The organism is Pseudomonas sp. FSL W5-0299 (genome assembly GCF_005930655.1).
Lineage (GTDB): Bacteria > Pseudomonadota > Gammaproteobacteria > Pseudomonadales > Pseudomonadaceae > Aquipseudomonas > Aquipseudomonas mandelii.
Genome location: NZ_RXHX01000042.1, coordinates 18,338 through 34,736, shown reverse-complemented (window position 1 = coordinate 34,736; position 16,399 = coordinate 18,338). Strand labels below are relative to the sequence as shown.

At 58.7% G+C, this 16,399-nt stretch carries 18 protein-coding genes; 10 read left to right on the top strand and 8 right to left on the bottom strand.

Annotation, left to right across the window (positions count from 1 at the left end):
- Positions 1-30 precede the first annotated feature (30 nt).
- Positions 31-939 (bottom strand): glutaminase B, encoded by a 909-nt coding sequence (gene glsB, locus FHL16_RS29715; protein WP_010459549.1) that lies wholly within the window; start codon positions 937-939, stop codon positions 31-33.
- Positions 940-1,331: 392 nt separating this feature from the next.
- Between glsB and FHL16_RS29710 the strand changes: the two genes are divergently transcribed.
- The 4 genes from FHL16_RS29710 to FHL16_RS29695 are packed head-to-tail and all read left to right on the top strand — an operon-like array spanning position 1,332 to position 3,521.
- Entirely contained in the window at positions 1,332-1,535 is a 204-nt protein-coding gene (locus FHL16_RS29710) for an HvfA family oxazolone/thioamide-modified RiPP metallophore (RefSeq protein WP_077750139.1), read from the top strand.
- 57 nt (positions 1,536-1,592) lie between these two features.
- Entirely contained in the window at positions 1,593-2,108 is a 516-nt protein-coding gene (locus tag FHL16_RS29705; protein ID WP_077750138.1) for an HvfX family Cu-binding RiPP maturation protein, read from the top strand.
- A gap of 53 nt (positions 2,109-2,161) precedes the next feature.
- Positions 2,162-2,785: a glutathione S-transferase family protein gene (locus FHL16_RS29700; protein ID WP_010459543.1), complete on the top strand. Its 624-nt coding sequence runs from the start codon at positions 2,162-2,164 to the stop codon at positions 2,783-2,785.
- A gap of 37 nt (positions 2,786-2,822) precedes the next feature.
- On the top strand, positions 2,823-3,521 hold the full coding sequence (locus FHL16_RS29695) for a dienelactone hydrolase family protein (RefSeq protein WP_010459541.1): 699 nt from the start codon (positions 2,823-2,825) through the stop codon (positions 3,519-3,521).
- A gap of 166 nt (positions 3,522-3,687) precedes the next feature.
- Here the strand turns inward: FHL16_RS29695 and FHL16_RS29690 are convergent, their stop codons facing one another.
- From FHL16_RS29690 to FHL16_RS29680, 3 genes are all read right to left on the bottom strand, one after another.
- The gene (locus FHL16_RS29690; RefSeq protein ID WP_077750137.1) at positions 3,688-4,662 is read right to left on the bottom strand and encodes a nitrilase-related carbon-nitrogen hydrolase; all 975 of its coding nucleotides are present in this window, start codon (positions 4,660-4,662) and stop codon (positions 3,688-3,690) included.
- 87 nt (positions 4,663-4,749) lie between these two features.
- Entirely contained in the window at positions 4,750-5,688 is a 939-nt protein-coding gene (locus FHL16_RS29685; protein WP_077750154.1) for a GlxA family transcriptional regulator, read from the bottom strand.
- A 107-nt stretch (positions 5,689-5,795) separates the two neighbouring features.
- Positions 5,796-6,416 carry a cell wall hydrolase gene (locus tag FHL16_RS29680; protein WP_077750136.1) on the bottom strand — a complete coding sequence of 207 codons (621 nt, stop codon included), beginning with the start codon at positions 6,414-6,416 and terminating at the stop codon, positions 5,796-5,798.
- Between the two features lie 166 nt (positions 6,417-6,582).
- Between FHL16_RS29680 and FHL16_RS29675 the strand changes: the two genes are divergently transcribed.
- Positions 6,583-7,434 carry a CAP domain-containing protein gene (locus tag FHL16_RS29675; protein WP_010459535.1) on the top strand — a complete coding sequence of 284 codons (852 nt, stop codon included), beginning with the start codon at positions 6,583-6,585 and terminating at the stop codon, positions 7,432-7,434.
- Between the two features lie 31 nt (positions 7,435-7,465).
- Here the strand turns inward: FHL16_RS29675 and FHL16_RS29670 are convergent, their stop codons facing one another.
- Entirely contained in the window at positions 7,466-7,702 is a 237-nt protein-coding gene (locus tag FHL16_RS29670; protein ID WP_077750135.1) for a hypothetical protein, read from the bottom strand.
- A 242-nt stretch (positions 7,703-7,944) separates the two neighbouring features.
- Here FHL16_RS29670 and FHL16_RS29665 point away from each other — a divergent pair, with 242 nt between their 5' ends.
- Positions 7,945-9,708 carry an L-lactate permease gene (locus FHL16_RS29665; protein ID WP_077750134.1) on the top strand — a complete coding sequence of 588 codons (1,764 nt, stop codon included), beginning with the start codon at positions 7,945-7,947 and terminating at the stop codon, positions 9,706-9,708.
- A gap of 59 nt (positions 9,709-9,767) precedes the next feature.
- Here FHL16_RS29665 and FHL16_RS29660 read toward each other — a convergent pair whose 3' ends face one another.
- On the bottom strand, positions 9,768-10,646 hold the full coding sequence (locus FHL16_RS29660) for a LysR substrate-binding domain-containing protein (RefSeq protein ID WP_077750133.1): 879 nt from the start codon (positions 10,644-10,646) through the stop codon (positions 9,768-9,770).
- A gap of 101 nt (positions 10,647-10,747) precedes the next feature.
- Here FHL16_RS29660 and FHL16_RS29655 point away from each other — a divergent pair, with 101 nt between their 5' ends.
- Positions 10,748-11,161 carry an ester cyclase gene (locus FHL16_RS29655; protein ID WP_077750132.1) on the top strand — a complete coding sequence of 138 codons (414 nt, stop codon included), beginning with the start codon at positions 10,748-10,750 and terminating at the stop codon, positions 11,159-11,161.
- A 175-nt stretch (positions 11,162-11,336) separates the two neighbouring features.
- Entirely contained in the window at positions 11,337-11,600 is a 264-nt protein-coding gene (locus FHL16_RS29650; protein WP_010459529.1) for a DUF2790 domain-containing protein, read from the top strand.
- A gap of 953 nt (positions 11,601-12,553) precedes the next feature.
- On the opposite strand, the gene FHL16_RS29645 is transcribed toward FHL16_RS29650, so the two are convergent.
- Positions 12,554-12,913 carry a DUF6124 family protein gene (locus tag FHL16_RS29645; RefSeq protein ID WP_010459527.1) on the bottom strand — a complete coding sequence of 120 codons (360 nt, stop codon included), beginning with the start codon at positions 12,911-12,913 and terminating at the stop codon, positions 12,554-12,556.
- Positions 12,914-13,391: 478 nt separating this feature from the next.
- Positions 13,392-14,339, bottom strand: coding sequence for a DMT family transporter (locus FHL16_RS29640; RefSeq protein WP_077750130.1), 948 nt, complete (start codon positions 14,337-14,339; stop codon positions 13,392-13,394).
- A 143-nt stretch (positions 14,340-14,482) separates the two neighbouring features.
- Between FHL16_RS29640 and FHL16_RS29635 the strand changes: the two genes are divergently transcribed.
- Positions 14,483-15,328 (top strand): LysR family transcriptional regulator, encoded by an 846-nt coding sequence (locus FHL16_RS29635; protein WP_077750129.1) that lies wholly within the window; start codon positions 14,483-14,485, stop codon positions 15,326-15,328.
- Positions 15,329-15,387: 59 nt separating this feature from the next.
- Positions 15,388-16,275: a YghX family hydrolase gene (gene yghX / locus FHL16_RS29630; protein ID WP_010459524.1), complete on the top strand. Its 888-nt coding sequence runs from the start codon at positions 15,388-15,390 to the stop codon at positions 16,273-16,275.
- Positions 16,276-16,399: the final 124 nt, after the last annotated feature.

The following is a 16,399-nucleotide window of genomic DNA, read 5'->3' as shown; positions in this document are numbered from 1 at the left end:
AGCGTCATTAATCGCTCAGGCCCGAATGCCTCAGAACACCGACCAGCCAATCCGCTGGCTCAACAATTCCAGCGCCGCCATGCCGGCCAGCGAGTTGCCGGCGGCATTCAGTTCCGGTGACCAGACGCACACCGTGAACTGCCCCGGCACCACCGCGACGATTCCCCCGCCCACACCGCTTTTGCCCGGCAAGCCGACGCGGTAGGCGAAGTTGCCGGCTTCGTCGTACAGCCCGCTGGTGGCCATGATCGAGTTGACCTGCTGGGTCTGGCGCGCGGTAAGGATCTGTTCGCCACTATGTTTGCAGAACCCGTCGTTGGCCAGGAAGCAGAACGCCCGGGCCAGGTCCACGCAATTCATGCGCACCGCGCAATGGCTGAAGTAGCTGCGCAACACGGCCTCGACGTCGTTGTGAAAATTGCCGAACGACTGCATCAGGTAGGCCATGGCCGCGTTGCGCGCGCGGTGCTGGTATTCGGATTCGGCGACCTTGCCGTCCACCATCACCTGCGGATTGCCGGACAAGCGACGGACGAAGTCGCGCATCGACAACGCTGGCGCGGCAAAGCGTGACTGGTTGATGTCGCAGATCACCAGTGCACCGGCATTGATAAAGGGATTGCGCGGGCGGCCGCGCTCGAATTCCAGCTGCACCAGCGAGTTGAACGGCTGCCCGGAAGGCTCGTGACCGAGGCGTTCCCAGATCGCCTCGCCGGAGTGATCGATGGCCTGCACCAGGCTGAACACCTTGGAAATACTCTGCACCGAAAACGGTGTATCGGCATCGCCCGCGCAATACAGCTCGCCATCGTTGCCATACACGGCAATGCCCAACTGATTGGCCGGCACCGTGCCGAGGGCGGGAATGTAGTCAGCCACCTTGCCCTGACCGATCAGCGGCCGGACGGCGTCAAGGATCTCGTTCAACAGCGCTTGCATGCCGGGTTCCGAAGTCTCGCCCCGTGGGATTGCGGGGACACGGAGGCTAGACGCTGTTTGTGAGCGCCGGATCACAGATGACCCGACCACAATCTCAACTTCACCCGTCCCCCTGTAGGAGCGAGCCTGCTCGCGATAGCTGCCTGTCAGTCGACATTGATGGTGTCTGACACACCGCTATCGCGAGCAGGCTCGCTCCCACAGGGGGTTTGCACAGGCTCAAGGTGTCGGGGCCGTGTATCGGAGTGTGTACAGACGCCCTTGCGACACACCCCATCCATAAAACCCCGCACCAAAGACACATCGCAGATACACCCGCTTGATGAACTGTGCGTGTCGATTGGCCAAGCCGATCAAAGCGCTCAACTCACTCAACGCTACGGAGTATCACCATGTTCAAGCTCTCGACTTCTTCCCTGACCCTCGGCCTGATCATCGCCGGTGGCCTGGCCCTGTCCAACGCGGCTTCGGCCTCCGAATCCGAAGCGTTCAGCATGAAACAACTGGCCCACGGCTACAGCCAAGCCCAGGCCGATACCGCGGAAAAACCGGCTGAAGGCAAATGTGGCGAAGGCAAGTGCGGCGCTGGCGAATAACCCTGTTTCGCGGGGCAACCGCTGCCCCGCCTTCCTGACTGAACGGAGATCACGCTCATGAACACCTCACTTTCATCGGCCGTGAAAGGCCTGCACCTAAACCTTGATCGTGCCGGCAGCTGGCTCGCGCCTTTGACGCTGCGGCTGTTCATTGCCTGGGAATTCTTCGAGTCGGGCCTGGAAAAATGGAACGGCGAGAACTGGTTCGCCGACATCCAGGACGCCTTCCCGTTTCCGTTCAACCACGTGCCGGCCACGCTGAACTGGGAACTGTCGATGTGGGCGGAGCTGATTTGCGCCCTGGCCATCCTGGTCGGCTTCGGAACGCGGGTGTCGGCCATCATTCTGATCGTCGTCACGATTGTCGCGACCGCTGCCGTTCACTGGCCGGCCGATTGGTCTACATTGAGTGAGCTTGCCCAGGGTTACGCCATCAGCAACAAGGGTCACGGCAACTTCAAGCTGCCGCTGATCTACCTCGCCGCCATGATGCCGTTGTTGCTCTCGGGTGCCGGCAAGCTCAGCCTGGATGCACTGTTGGCTCGATTCTTCTGGCGTCGCACTCAGCATTGACCGACCAGAGTCTCGGGCGCGTCCTCCACTCCCTTGAAAACGGAGCAATCGCCATGAGCCTCACTCTCTACGGTTTTGACGGCAGTACCTATGTGCGCACAGTGAAAATGCTGCTTGCGGAAAAAGACGCGGACTTCGACCAGGTGCAGGTCAATGTGATCAAAGGCGAGCCGCATCTGCCGGAACATTTGGTGCGGCACCCTTTTGGCAAGGTGCCCGTCATCGACCATGACGGCTTCCGGGTCATCGAAACCGGCGCGATCATCGCCTACCTGGACGAAGTCCTGCCCGGGCCGTCCATCACACCGGATAACGCCCACGACCGCGCTCGCACTCACATGGCCCAGGGCATCTACGATGCCTATGGCTATGGCAATCTGGTGCAAGTGTTCGGCTACCATCTTTTTCCTGACTTCATTGGCGGTCAGAATGAAGAGGCGCGCCGCAAAGGGATCGAACATTCGAAACGGGTGTTGCGCGAGCTGATGAAAATAAAAGGCACCGATCCATATATCGCCGGTCTTGAACCCAGTATCGGTGACTTTTACCTCGCACCGGGCTGCGCCTACATCGCGATGACGCCGGATGCGCCACAGGTGTTTTCGGTGGACGGTTTCGACGGATGGTGGAAACGTATGCAGTCTCTGCCAAGCTACAAGGCCACGCAGCCGAAATAAGCCTCAACCTCACTCACTTGCGTAGACAGGAGCCACCATGAGCGTAACCACCCAATGGATCGAGATCGACAGCGACGAAGGCACCTTCGGCGCTTACCTGGCGATTCCGCATACTCGCAAAGGTCCGGGGATCGTGCTGATCCAGGAGATCTTCGGCGTGAATGAACATATCCGCTCGGTCGCGGAGCAATACGCCGCCGATGGTTACCTGGTGATTGCGCCGGACCTGTTCTGGCGCAACGGCCACCGTATCGAACTGGGTTACGACGAAGCGGGCTGGAAACGCGCCGTCGAGCTGATGAACGCCACCGACATCGACAAGGCGCAGGACGACATCAAACTGGCCATCGAAGCGCTCGATGCGCAACCGGGCCTGGACGGAGGCATCGCTTCCATCGGTTATTGCTTCGGCGGCTTGCTGTCCTACCTCACCGCCACTAACGGCCTGGTGGATGTGGCCATCGCCTACTACGGTGGCGGCATCCAGAACCACCTGGACCGCGCCGATGAAATCGAGGTGCCGTTGCTGATGCACTTCGGTGAACAGGACAGCCACATTCCCCTGGAAGCGGTGGAGAAAATCGCCGAGCGTTTCGACAACAACGACAACGTGGAAATCGTCGTGTACCCGGAGGCCGAGCATGGCTTCAACTGCTCGCATCGCGACAGTTACAACCAGCGTGCAGCGGCTGAGGCGCATGGCAATACGTTGATCTTTCTGGGGCAGGAGTTGTAAAGACAAAATGTGAAAAAAAGGGACTTCCATTGCTTCGTGGAAGTCCCTTTTTTGTCTGCCACTGTGATGGCCTCTTCGCGGGCAAGCCTTGCTCCTACAGTTCATGCGCCCATTTTGATATGGCGCATGATCTGTACGCGAAGGGGGCGGAGCGGTCTCAAGCCAATCAGCGGTTGATCTCTTCCACAGCATCGATCACTGGCACCTGCGGATGAGCACCGCGCTCATGCATAGGGGTCGTCGACGTGCGGTCGATCAGCAGGCTGAGTAACTCCGGGCGGCTATAGTGGCCGCGCGAATCCATCATGCGTTTGCGCTTGTCGATAAGGCCCATGTCGAGGTCGACGATCACTTCTCCCTCGCCTTCCTGCAGCGAGCCCAACACCACACCATCCGGGCTGATGATTGCCGTGAAGCAACCACCGGAAATCGGACCGATAGGGCAACCGGTGTCGGCCATGATTTGTGCCTGTTGCTCAGGGTTGAGCCAGGCTGTGGAGTTCACCACAAAGCACGCCGATTCGAGGGCATGCTGGCGAATGTTGACTTCCATTTGCGAGGCAAACAGCGGACCGGCAAACGACCCCGGGTACATCGAGGCATGAATCTGTTCGCCATCGGCCATCAAGGCGTAACGGGCCAGCGGGTTGTAATGTTCCCAGCACGCCAGTTGGCCGATGCGCCCTACCACGCTGTCGACAGCGCGCAGCCCGGAGCCATCGCCCATGCCCCAGATCATCCGCTCGTGATAAGTCGGGGAAATCTTGCGCCGGTGCTGGATCAGCGTGCCATCGGCATCGAACAGCAACTGCGCGTTGTACAGCGTGCCGCCGTCACGTTCGTTGACGCCGATGGACACGACCATGCCGGCCTGTTTGGCAGCGGCGCCGATGGCATCGGTGGCGTCCGAAGGGACCGTAACGGCCTGATCCAGCAGCTTGAGGTGCTCGGCGCCCATTTCGAACGGCGCCTGCACGAAAGAAAAGTACGGATAGTACGGCACGATGGTTTCCGGGAACACGGCGAACTGAACGCCTTGGTCACCGAGTTCAAGAATCTTCTGCACGACTTTATTGACGGTGCCTTCACGGCTGTAGAGCACTGGGCTGATTTGTACGGCGGCAGCTTTGACGAGGGTCATGGTGGTGATCTCACTGAGGGAAACGGCTTCAACGAGATCTAGATTACGGCAGTCATATTTTGTCTTAAATGTCGAATACACCACCTTTCAGGACATGATCCGATTGGCGCGCTGGATCACTTGCGGCGGCTGCCCGAACGCCCGGATAAACGCCCGACGCATACGCTCGCGATCGCCAAAACCGGTGTCGCTGGCCACCACATCGATGGAGTGCCGACCGGTTTCCATCATCAGCCGGGCGGCTTCCACCCGCAGGTTTTCGATGGCTTTGGCCGGGGATTGACCGGTTTCGGCATGGAAAACCCTGCTGAACTGCCGTGGGCTGAGATTGGCTGCGCTGGCCAGCTCTTCGACCGACAGTGTTGATTTGAGGTTGTGTTTGGCATAGGTCAACGCGGCCTGGATGCGATCGGTCTTGGGCTCGAGTTCGAGCATCACCGAAAACTGCGACTGCCCTCCCGCACGACGGTGATAAACCACCAATTGCCGGGCCACCACACGTGCGACATGGGCGCCCAGATCCTTTTCCACCAGCGCCAGTGCCAGGTCCACGCAAGCGCTCATGCCCGCTGCGGTCCAGATATTGCCGTCATTGATGAAGATGCGGTCTTCTTCGACCTTCACTTTCGGGTACGCCTGCTGCAAGGCCGACGCATGACACCAGTGAGTCGTGGCCCGCCGACCATCCAGTAAACCCGCCTCCGCCAGCACAATCGCGCCGGTGCAGATCGAGCCCAGGCGTCGGGTGGTCAGGCTGGCGTTGCGCAAAAACTTAACCATGCCCGGTGATGTCGGCCGGATCAGGTTGTCCCCCATCACCAGCAGCGTATCGAAGGAACGCTCGTCAAACGCGCGGGTTTCCACGCCAAAACCGGCCGACGTCATTACAGAGCCGCCCTGCTCCGACAGCAGCGCAATGCTGTACACCGGCTCGTCGGCCGCCATATTGGCCAACTCGAAGGTAGCGCACATGGCCAGGCCCAGCACCTGGAAACCGGGGTAAACGATGAGTCCGATGTTGTGCATGGCGGCTGTCCGATTACGTGGCATGACGTGTTTCAAGCCATCGTAGTAGAACCCTGCCTCCTTCGAAATGGAACCAGTCGTTGGTCAAATAAGGATATGGCCTGGACCTACTTCGCCGAACCATCATGCGGTTTATAAAACCGGAACATCCCGATTTCAGCGGTTTTGATGTACTCCTTGGCCCAGTCCGGTTTCACCGTGCGGTCATGAAAATACATCGCGCCACCGGTGCGATCCGGGAGCTGCTTGTTCAGCGCCTTGCGCGCGATTTCCTTGGCCAGGGCATATTGCGTCTCTTCCTGGACCGTGTCCGGGCGCCCGTCGCACCACCACGAAAACTGGCAGCTCTTGGTCTCGGAGCCTTGCTTGACCACCGCACACACGGTGTCGGGGAAACCAGCGTGGCCGAGGCGGTTCATCACCACGTTGGCGACGGCGGCCATGTCGTCGGTGTCCTTGCCTTTGGCCTCCCAGTAGATGGAGCGGGCCATGCAGGTTATTGCATCGTCCAGCGGAGACTTGCCGGCGGGATCGACGGCCTGGACTTCGGATTGGGTGATCGCCTCGGATTTAGGCACCGGTACATCGGCGCTCTTGTCCGCGGCTTTTTGCTCAAGCACCTGAGCCTTGTCTTCAGCCACTTCTTTTTTTTGCTGCTGGTCGTCGGCAATAACCTGGCCTGCGACAAGGGTAACCACGAGAAACGCAACGGACCATTTGAAGGACATGATGGAGACACTCTGTTTGGCGTCAAGGGAAGCGCCCGTTTGGCGACTTGGCTTCAGTGTAGTAGCCAAATCATGTCAACCGCCGGACAACAAAGCGCAAAAAGGCATTGCGCGGCATGGGGTGGAATCGCGCATCATGGGCGCAGTCAATTCAAGGGAGATTTCCATGCGCGTCCTGTCATCCGCTCTGCGTTTTGCCGTGTTGCCACTGGGGTTGGTGTTCGCCGCCACTGCTGTGGCCAGCGAAGAAACGCAATTGGTCGAGTCGATCAACGTTTACCGCAGCCAGGTACAGCGTTGCGCCGGTCAGGCGTCATCGGTGTTGCCGCCGCTGACGAGCGATTCGCGCCTGAACCTGTCGCCCAGCGGAGCTGTCGACTTGCAGCAGGCCATGGCTCAAGCGTCGTACCCGATGACCAACGTGCAAGCGATTATGTTGTCCGGACCGCGTGATGCACAGTCCGCCATGACGGCGATCAAGGAGAGCTTCTGCCAGGTCGTGCTGAACCCGCAATTCATCGACGTCGGTGTCAGCCACCAGGGACGCGACTGGCGCATTGTGCTCGCGCGACCGCAATTGACCGCGCGCATGGGTGACGCCGCGGCTGAGGGCCAGAAGTTGCTGGGCTTGCTCAATACCGCCCGCGCCCAGCCGCGCCAGTGCGGCGGCCAACCGTTTGCCGCGACCACGCCGCTGGCCTGGAATGCGACGTTGGCGGCCGCGGCCGAAGCGCATACCCGGGCCATGGCGAATAACAATTTCTTCGACCACAAGGACCAGGACGGTCGCACACCGGGGGATCGCGCTGAACTGGCGGGATACACCTATCAGGAAATCGGCGAGAACATCGCTGCCGGGCAAGACACCCCGCGCAAGGTCGTCGATGGCTGGCTGGCCAGCCCCGGGCATTGCGCCAACCTGATGAACCCACAGTTCCGCGAACTGGGCGCGGCCTATGCGGTTGATCCAAAGAGTGACGCCGGGATTTACTGGACAGCCATGTTTGGTACGCAATAAAGGCGATGGTCAGAGCGGTGGTTCACCGCTCTTACAACGTGTGCTGGCGGTTACCGATGTCTTTGGCTTTTTCAACTGCCCAGGCCAAAGCGTCCTCCATGTCCAACAGATGCGGACGCGGGTCATTGTCCTCTTCTATGACCGAGCCATCCGGCCGGTAAACACCGATGAACATCTTCAGGGAGCCGTCCCTCAATATCTCGGCTTTCACGTCGATCCTGCATCCGTTGGATAGCGTTTCCTTGTGTTCCTCATGGCGTTCAGTCATCGCTGTCTCCCTCTCGTGGTGAATGGATCGGGCCAGAGCATTGGACGCGCAAGCCCTGGTTCGGGCTCGCGCTGTCATTCTTTCTGAGCGTAGTAGAAGATCGGCCGGGTCAGGACTGGACACTGATGCAAGGTATTAACGCCGACAAACCTCACAGGACAGCGGCGTAATGCCACCTATACTCCATGCCACCAACCCCGTCCGGGGCCTGCACTACCAACAATAAAAAGCAGAGGTGGAACATGGTCTGGCAGCAAATCTACGATCCCTTTGGTAACCCGGTGCTTTCAACCATCATGGCGGCGGTGCCGGTGGTGGTGATGCTGGCATCCCTGGCGTTTTTCCATATCAAGGCACATCTGGCAGCCTTGCTGGCCCTTGGCTCGGCGCTGTTGATTGCCATTTTTGCCTTCGGCATGCCCGCGGACATGGCCGGCTCGGCGGCACTCTACGGCGCCGCCAACGGCCTGCTGCCGATTGGCTGGATTGTCCTCAACATCATCTTCCTGCACCGGCTGACCACCGAAAACGGTTCGTTCAAAGTGCTTCAGGATTCCCTTGCGCGCATCACCGACGATCGACGCCTGCAACTGCTGCTGATCGCCTTCTGCTTCGGCGCCTTCTTTGAAGGGGCTGCCGGGTTCGGCACGCCGGTGGCGGTGACCGGGGCGATTCTGATCGGCTTGGGCTTCTCGCCGCTGGCCGCCTCAGGCCTGGCGCTGATCGCCAACACCGCGCCCGTGGCGTTTGGTGCACTGGGCACGCCCATCATCACCTTGGCCAAGGTCACCGGCCTGGATGAAATGGAGCTGTCGATGATGGTCGGCCGGCAGTTGCCGTTCTTCTCGGTGCTCGTGCCGTTCTGGTTGATCTGGGCCTTTGCCGGCTGGCGCAAAATGCTGGAAATCTGGCCGGCCATTCTGGTAGCCGGGGTCAGTTTCGCCGTGCCGCAGTTTCTGGTGTCCAACTACCACGGGCCGATGCTGGTGGACGTGATCGCCGCGCTGATCTCCATGGCGTGCCTGACCGGTTTCCTCAAGGTCTGGAAACCGGCCACGATCCACACCTCGGCGGCCCTGACTGGGCATGTCGACAACTCGAAGATCGACGAGGAGCATCAGCAAAAACCCGAGGCCAGCGGGACCTTCGCCAGCGATGCCAAACCGGCGGTGATGCGCGCCTGGATGCCGTGGATCATCCTCACCGTGTTTGTGTTCGCCTGGGGCACCCAGGGCTTCAAGAACATGTTCGATACCCGCCCGGCAATCGATCCGGCCACCAACTCGGCCAAGCTCGACCCTCAGGGCAAACCGATGCGCGAAGCCAACCCGATCTTCGCCCCGATCGTGACCTTCACCACCATTCACCAGCAAATCGAAAAGGTGCCGCCCGTGGTGCCCGCGGCAAAAACCGAGGAAGCGGTCTACAAATTCACCTGGTTCACCAGCACCGGCAGCGGCATCCTCCTGGCGGCCATCGTCGGCGGCCTGCTGATGGGTTATTCCATCCCGCAACTGGCCCGCCAATACCTGCGAACGCTGTGGGTGGTGCGTTACTCACTCATCACCATCGTGGCCATGCTTGCGCTCGGTTTCCTCACGCGCTACTCGGGCCTCGACGCCACCATGGGCCTGGCCTTCGCCGCGACCGGCATCTTCTACCCCATGTTCGGCACCCTCCTGGGCTGGCTCGGCGTGGCGTTGACCGGCTCCGACACCGCCTCCAACGTGCTGTTTGGCGGCTTGCAACGAGTGACCGCCGAGCAACTGGGCATCAGCCCGGTGCTGATGGCCGCAGCCAACAGTTCCGGTGGGGTCATGGGCAAAATGGTCGACGCCCAGTCGATCGTGGTCGCGTCCACGGCGACTCGCTGGTACGGGCATGAAGGGGAGATTCTGCGATATGTGTTCTTCCACTCGATTGTGCTGGCGATCTTGGTCGGTGGGTTGGTGACGTTGCAGGCTTATGTGGTGCCGTTCAGCAGTATGGTGGTGGGCGGACACTAGACGTCAAAATGTCCCAGACCCGGGCGAGTCGCCCGGGTCAGGGCTTGAAAACGCGCGGATCAAGTCAGACGGCCGCCCGACATCAACCCCTCGGTCAGCAACGACACCAACGGCTGCACCAGATGCTGAGTCCGAACATCATCACCAATCACCGCCACCTCGGTGCTGGGTAAAGTCGGCAACTTCTGCGACGGTTCCAGTATGCGCATCCCTTCCTGCAAAAATGACGTTCCCAATGCCGTAATCCCCAACCCGCCCGCAACCGCCGCCTGCACCCCCATCAAATTGCTGGCCAGGCACGCGGATGCCCATTCCCGCCCGACCGTGGCCAGGGCTTCGATCATAATGGCGCGGTACGCACAGGGCGGTCGCATCATCACCAACCGCACCGGTTTCGACGATTCGATTTGGTAATCCTTCGCGGCAATCCACACCAGCGGCTCACGCCAGATGACTCGGCCTCGCGTAGTGCCGGAGCTGAATTTTCGCTTGGAAATAACCACGTCCAGTAGCCCGGCTTCGTAGTCGGTGAGCAGGTCGTCGCTCAAGCCTGTGGTGAGTTCGAGTTGAATGTCTGGATACAACTGGGTGAAGCGCGACAGTAGCTTGGGCAGCTGGGTCGGCACGAGGTTTTCCGAGATCCCCAAGCGCAGCAGGGTGACGGTCGCCGGCGCCTTGATGTCCCGCATGAAGGTGTCGAAATGCACCATCATTCGGCGTGCGCCTGCCAGCAGTCGCTCGCCGTCCGGGGTCAGGGTCAGGGCGCGGCTGGTGCGTTCGAAGACACGAAAACCAAGCACCTCCTCCAGCCGGATGATCTTCTGGCTCACTGCCGATTGCGACCGCGCGATCACCTCGGCAGCAGCAGTGAAACTGCCGGTCTCCGCCACGGCGATAAACGCCCGAAGCAGGTCGATCTCAAGGTCGCTGGCGTGCATGATGGATTCGCCTTTCTACTGGATGCCATTAAATTTATGCGTTTGTGTTCTAGATAGCAATTGCCGAACATCGTACTCAATCCAATACGAGGCGTTCGAAAATGGCAGTCAATAAAGCAGTAGATATTGTTGAAAGTTTCTGGCGCGAAGTCTGGCAAGCCAAGAACCCGCAAGCCGCAGCGCGCTTTGTAGCCGAAGACTTTGTGATCACGTCTGGCGGGATGGATATCGTCGGCCGCGATGCCTTTATTCAATGGATCGGTGTCTTTCTGTCGAAGATCGAAGACTTCGAATTCAGCAGTATCGAGACGTTTCAGAACGCCGAAGGCACTCGCGTTGCTTCCCGCTGGAAACTGGCCGGAAAGAACCAGGGCTTTATTGGTGGCCGCACGTGTAACAGCCCCTTTGAAATGCTCGGCACTGCGGTCTGGGAAGTTCGACCGGACGGCCTGCTGGCGCACAACTGGGTCGAGCGTAATGCGCTGGAAGTTCATCGCGATTTGATCGGGCTCTGAGTAGCCAAGTTGAAGTGCAACATGAAACCCGCAACTTTTTTCATATTGCTTCTGCAGATCCTGACTCCCCCACACGGTGCGCGTCCACCTGAAATTGTGATGGATGTCAGAAGTCTTCTGCAAGGGTCGGCGTTGCAGTATCCGCCGACCTATATGAAGTAACCGGAGACACACCATGAATACTCGTACTTTGTTCGCCAGTGCTGCTGTTGCCCTGGTAGTACTCACCCATAACGCGTTTGCAGACACGCCCAATGTACCCGCCAAGCCTTATCGCTATGGCATGCCGATCCACGTGGCGAAAGTCATTTCCCTTGAGGAGCCTCGTTCCGCCGATTGCGAAGTGGTCAGCGCCAAACTCACTTATCTGGACACCTCCGGAAATGTCGAGGCCTTTACCTACTTCAAAATGGCCCAGGCCTGTGAAGAGCAGAACTGAATGGGGGGCTGTACAACAAAAGCCGGATTGAACGGAAAGCCAATTGACCCGCTGTTGCATTGCATCAGCGGATCTTTTTTTACGACGAATTAATGAAGATCAGGCGCCGGCCACCAACACCTGCAACAAGCCACCCGCACCACCGCCAGCTCTGGACTGGGTCAACAGCAACAAACAATACGCGGCGATGATGCAGCTTGGTGGTGATCAAATAGTCATATGAGTTATCGTACTAACAGGTCATGATCAGGTCGTGTCCATACGGTTCCATCCTCCCTAAAAAAGTCGTCCAATAGAATCCCGACATTAACTTGCTTAATCTCCCAATATTCAAACTCCCTCAGCTCTCCCTTCCAGTGCATAACCACTTTAGTAGCAGTAGCAGATTTAAAACTGCCCTTATGGCTAGTAGGTGTTTGAACATCGATAGGGGTGTCGACGGTAATATTAGTGAACGAATCTTGTGAGTATGGCATTTCAATAGCTCCATCTATTCATAGAGGCTTCATCCTAAATCGACAACTGTTCAATATCACCTGTAAGAAATGACAGTTGTTTATAACTTTTCGACGTAACACCATTGAAATTATATTAGAAGCAGTCGCGACGCACTCTTCTGAGAAACGAGTTAAGTATGCCTAGCTAATAGCTTGAACGCTTCAACTTCCCCCCCCAATCACCAACCACTCCATCGACTACCCATTCCTGGTTGGCAGCATAACCGCTTTCTCACAACGCGCCCCTGTAGGAGCAAAACTTACTTGCGAAGGACGATAACGCGGCGTCCAGACTAATCACATCACGTACAAGCCCAAACGCCAGACAGCTAGCAGAAACACCAAGCACCGAGAAACCTGTGGTGAGAGAGGTTGCTCCCGCTAGACCGCGCAACGGCCCCAAAAAGGCACCGCTGCACAGCCCAACGTCCGCTACTTACTCACAGAAGACAGCACCTACTTAGGCAGATCGATCTTATCCAACACCCGATTCGCCGTGATCTCCGCCACCATGATGCTGTTGGAAATGCCCAGCAAAGCGTAGCGCGATTCCCCCTCTAAATGATCCACCAACTGATGGACCATCACGTCAACCGACGCCAGTATCTCGACCAAATAAACCGCCAGGGTTTCGACCGTAGTCTCAGGGTCTACGGAAAACAGGGTGCTGCGTGTTCGCGGGGTGGCTTTGATGTCGGCGTTCGATGGAAAGTGGTAATCGAGAGCCCGCTCGGCGGCCTCATTGAGCTTCTTTGAATCGGGTTCGTATGGGGAGGCCGGATCGGTGTCAGGCGGATTTGGTGAAGGCTTTATCATTTGCTGAGTGTCCTAATGGTGTGCCATCCCTCCTGCTGCTAAACGAAGAGGGTGGCAACTGCACGCAGGTTAGCAGACCGGGACACTCAGCAATCCGGCGCGCCCAAGGGCGCCCTACGTACAGCTACCATTAAGTACAGGCAATGAAATACCTGCATAACAGATGCACGTTCAGCCGAGATATCCCGGGCTGCTAAACCCGATCACTGATGGGCAGTGACACGAATCAAGTTACCGAGTGACCCCAAGGCGCACAAGCCGGCGGATTCTGGCGCAGCCGTAGGCAACGGCGCAAGGTTTTGTAGCTTTCAGGACGTAACCTTTGGAGGTTTTAAACAAAAAATCTGCGGCGATGTTTATTGACGTGGCGCGTGCTTCCCACACCAGACGAAACCTCGATAATCGACGAAGCATTTGAGCTGCCGAGTTCGAAAAATCATGTAAGCCAAAACGCGATCTGTAGCAGCTGGCGGGGGGATCAGGCGGCCTTATCTGCCAGGCCAGTACGGACCTTCACCACCGAGGGTTGCGTCGTGCTGAACACCAACCCCGAAGCAAACACCACCCCAAGAATCACGCCGCCCGCCCCCAGCAACTGCCACACATTGGGCAGCACACCGAGTATCGAGGACACCAGCATGGTGAACACTGGCGCCAGGTTGAAGAAGATCGACGTGCGCGCCGCACCGATCGCATGAATGCCTTTGAACCACAGCAAGTAGGCAATCAACGAACCACAGACCGCCAAGTAGAAAACCGCTCCATGCACAGACAGCGAAGCCGTACTGATCGAGGCCATCGGGCTTTCATAGATGAAGCCCAACACGATCAGGCCAATGACACCGAACAGCATCGAAAACGTGGTGGTTTCCAGCGGTGTCGAGTCTTTGACGAAGCGTCGGGTGCCGACCATGTTGGCTGCCCAGGCGATGCTGCCGGCCAGAATGATCGCGTCGCCGGTCGCCACTTTCAGCCCGAGCAGCACCTGGATATCCCCGCGCGTGATCACCAGTCCCACGCCCAGCAATCCCAGCACCAGCCCGATGGCGCGGCCGCGATCAATGCGTTCGCCTTCCAGCAGCACCGCGAAGATCATGGTCCACAGCGGCGTGGTCGCCAGGATCAGCGCGCCGTTGATGGGCGTGGTGGTTTGCAGGCCGAAGAAGGTCGCGAGGTTGAACGCGGTAAAGCCCAGCAGGCCCAGACCAATAAACGCGGCAAGATTGTTTTTCACCGTGGTGAGGCGCAACTTGCCCGCCAGGCCGAAAATCAGCAACAGCAACAGGGTAGAAATGGCAAAGCGCTCAATGGACGCGCTGATCGGTGCCATGCTCTTGATGATATAGGCACCGGCATTGAAGTTGGTGCCCCAGAAAAACGTGGCGCCGACGATGCCGGCATACGCGAGAGGCGTTGATTTGGACATGGCTGTTTCCTCGTCAAGTCGTGCGATGAACACGCCGCACACGGCGCGCTTCAGACCTGCTTGTCAGGTGTAGAAGAATTCTTGCAGGCTTGGCGGTGGGGCAAAATTCCCCATTTATTCACCCTTCATGTGAGAAAACGCCCATGTTCGATTGGGAGGATCTTCGCTACTTCATCGTCTTCGCCCACGAGCAGTCGTTGTCGGCGGCGGCGCGCAAGCTCAAGGTCGACCACGCCACCGTGGCGCGGCGCATCAGCGCGCTGGAGAGTTCGCTGAACCTCAAGCTGGTGGACCGGCGCCCTCGTTCCTATGTCATCACCGAGGACGGCGAGCGAATTGCCCAGCTCGGGCAGCGCATGGAAAGCGAGTCCTTCGCGGTGCAACGCTCGGCGCTCGCCGGGCAGGAAAGCTTTACCGGCGAAGTCACCGTCAGTGCCCCGCCCGCCTTGGCCTGCGCGTTGATAGCGCCGCGGATCAAGGCGTTGCGCACCCTGCATCCGCAACTGTCTGTGCAGTTGATCGGCAGTCTGGACAGCGCTTCGTTGTCGCGGCGCGAAGCCGATATTGCCGTGCGCCTGAGCCGCCCCAAGGAGCCGGACCTGGTGGCGCGCAAGGTGGCGACGGTGCAGTTTCACCTGTACGGCTCGGCAGATTACTTGTCCAAGACCGTCCCGGAAGATCTGGCGTTCATCGCTTACGACCAGACCATGGAGCAAACCCCGCAACAGATCTGGCTCAAGCAACAAGCGGGGGATCGGCCGATCCTGCTGCGCAGCAATGATCTGAACATCCAGGCAACCATTGCCCAGGCAGGCGCCGGCGTTGCGGCACTGCCGTACTTCCTTGGCGAGCACTACGGATTGCAAGCGATGGAGACCGTGGGCGCGGGGCTGGCGCGTGAAGTGTGGCTGGTGGTCCACAGCGACATCCGGCACACCCCGTCGGTGCAGGCGGTGATGAGTTTTCTGGCGTCCTGTTTCGAAAACTGAGTCAGTGCGCCAAACGCTGCTTTACTGATTCAGATCCTGAACCAACGGGAAGTGCCCCCATGGAACGTCTCACCGCCAAAGACTTCGCCCCGGAACTGCTGGAGCTCTACGACTACTACGCCCACGGCAAGATCAACCGGCGCGAGTTTCTTGATCGAGCAGCGCTGTTCACCCTGGGCGGTTTGACAGCCAGCGCCCTCCTCGCCTCCCTGAGCCCGAACTACGCCCTCGCCGAGCAGGTTGAATTCACCGACCCGGACATCCTCCCCGAGTACATTTCCTATCCATCACCCAAGGGCCACGGCAATGTCCGCGGCTATCTGGTGCGCCCGGCCAAAGCCACCGGCAAGGTGCCGGCGGTGTTGGTCGTGCATGAAAACCGTGGGCTCAACCCTTACATCGAGGACGTCGCCCGGCGCGTTGCCAAAGCGGGGTTTATTGCCCTCGCACCCGATGGCCTGAGTTCGGTGGGCGGCTATCCGGGCAACGATGAAAAAGGCAAGGAGTTACAAGCGACTGTCGATCCGGAAAAGCTGATGAATGACTTTTTCGCCGCCATTGACTGGTTGATGAAAAATGACAAGACCACGGGGAAGGTCGGCATCACCGGGTTCTGCTATGGCGGTGGCGTCTCCAATGCGGCGGCGGTGGCCTACCCGGAACTGGCGGCGGCCGTGCCCTTTTATGGCCGTCAGCCAAAAGCTGAGGATGTGCCGAAAATCAAGGCGCCGCTGCTGTTGCATTACGGCGAACTGGACAAGGGCATCAATGAAGGATGGCCGGCGTATGAGAAAGCGTTGAAAGCGTCGGGCAAAACTTACGAGGCATTCATTTACGCAGGCTGCAATCACGGTTTTCATAACGATTCCACGCCTCGCTACGATGAAGCCGCCGCGAAGCTCGCGTGGGACAGGACCGTGGCCTGGTTCAACAAATACCTGGTTTAGGCTGCTGTTTGCAGGTGTGGGCTACACCGTTATCAATTGCTTCGATCTTTTAAATCATGAAGCCGAATTTCTTATTTTTAAGCGGCGAGTTCAGGATGGCGCCACTTCTGATTATTCGGGCGAA

Coding starts and splice junctions, on each gene's coding strand:
- FHL16_RS29660 (WP_077750133.1), bottom strand. CDS start 10,646: ATGCACGCCAGCGACCTTGAGATCGACCTGCTTCGGGCGTTTATCGCC.
- FHL16_RS29665 (WP_077750134.1), top strand. CDS start 7,945: ATGGTCTGGCAGCAAATCTACGATCCCTTTGGTAACCCGGTGCTTTCA.
- FHL16_RS29635 (WP_077750129.1), top strand. CDS start 14,483: ATGTTCGATTGGGAGGATCTTCGCTACTTCATCGTCTTCGCCCACGAG.
- FHL16_RS29685 (WP_077750154.1), bottom strand. CDS start 5,688: ATGCACAACATCGGACTCATCGTTTACCCCGGTTTCCAGGTGCTGGGC.
- FHL16_RS29655 (WP_077750132.1), top strand. CDS start 10,748: ATGGCAGTCAATAAAGCAGTAGATATTGTTGAAAGTTTCTGGCGCGAA.
- FHL16_RS29650 (WP_010459529.1), top strand. CDS start 11,337: ATGAATACTCGTACTTTGTTCGCCAGTGCTGCTGTTGCCCTGGTAGTA.
- yghX (WP_010459524.1), top strand. CDS start 15,388: ATGGAACGTCTCACCGCCAAAGACTTCGCCCCGGAACTGCTGGAGCTC.
- FHL16_RS29645 (WP_010459527.1), bottom strand. CDS start 12,913: ATGATAAAGCCTTCACCAAATCCGCCTGACACCGATCCGGCCTCCCCA.
- FHL16_RS29670 (WP_077750135.1), bottom strand. CDS start 7,702: ATGACTGAACGCCATGAGGAACACAAGGAAACGCTATCCAACGGATGC.
- FHL16_RS29680 (WP_077750136.1), bottom strand. CDS start 6,416: ATGTCCTTCAAATGGTCCGTTGCGTTTCTCGTGGTTACCCTTGTCGCA.
- FHL16_RS29710 (WP_077750139.1), top strand. CDS start 1,332: ATGTTCAAGCTCTCGACTTCTTCCCTGACCCTCGGCCTGATCATCGCC.
- FHL16_RS29695 (WP_010459541.1), top strand. CDS start 2,823: ATGAGCGTAACCACCCAATGGATCGAGATCGACAGCGACGAAGGCACC.
- FHL16_RS29700 (WP_010459543.1), top strand. CDS start 2,162: ATGAGCCTCACTCTCTACGGTTTTGACGGCAGTACCTATGTGCGCACA.
- FHL16_RS29705 (WP_077750138.1), top strand. CDS start 1,593: ATGAACACCTCACTTTCATCGGCCGTGAAAGGCCTGCACCTAAACCTT.
- glsB (WP_010459549.1), bottom strand. CDS start 939: ATGCAAGCGCTGTTGAACGAGATCCTTGACGCCGTCCGGCCGCTGATC.
- FHL16_RS29640 (WP_077750130.1), bottom strand. CDS start 14,339: ATGTCCAAATCAACGCCTCTCGCGTATGCCGGCATCGTCGGCGCCACG.
- FHL16_RS29675 (WP_010459535.1), top strand. CDS start 6,583: ATGCGCGTCCTGTCATCCGCTCTGCGTTTTGCCGTGTTGCCACTGGGG.
- FHL16_RS29690 (WP_077750137.1), bottom strand. CDS start 4,662: ATGACCCTCGTCAAAGCTGCCGCCGTACAAATCAGCCCAGTGCTCTAC.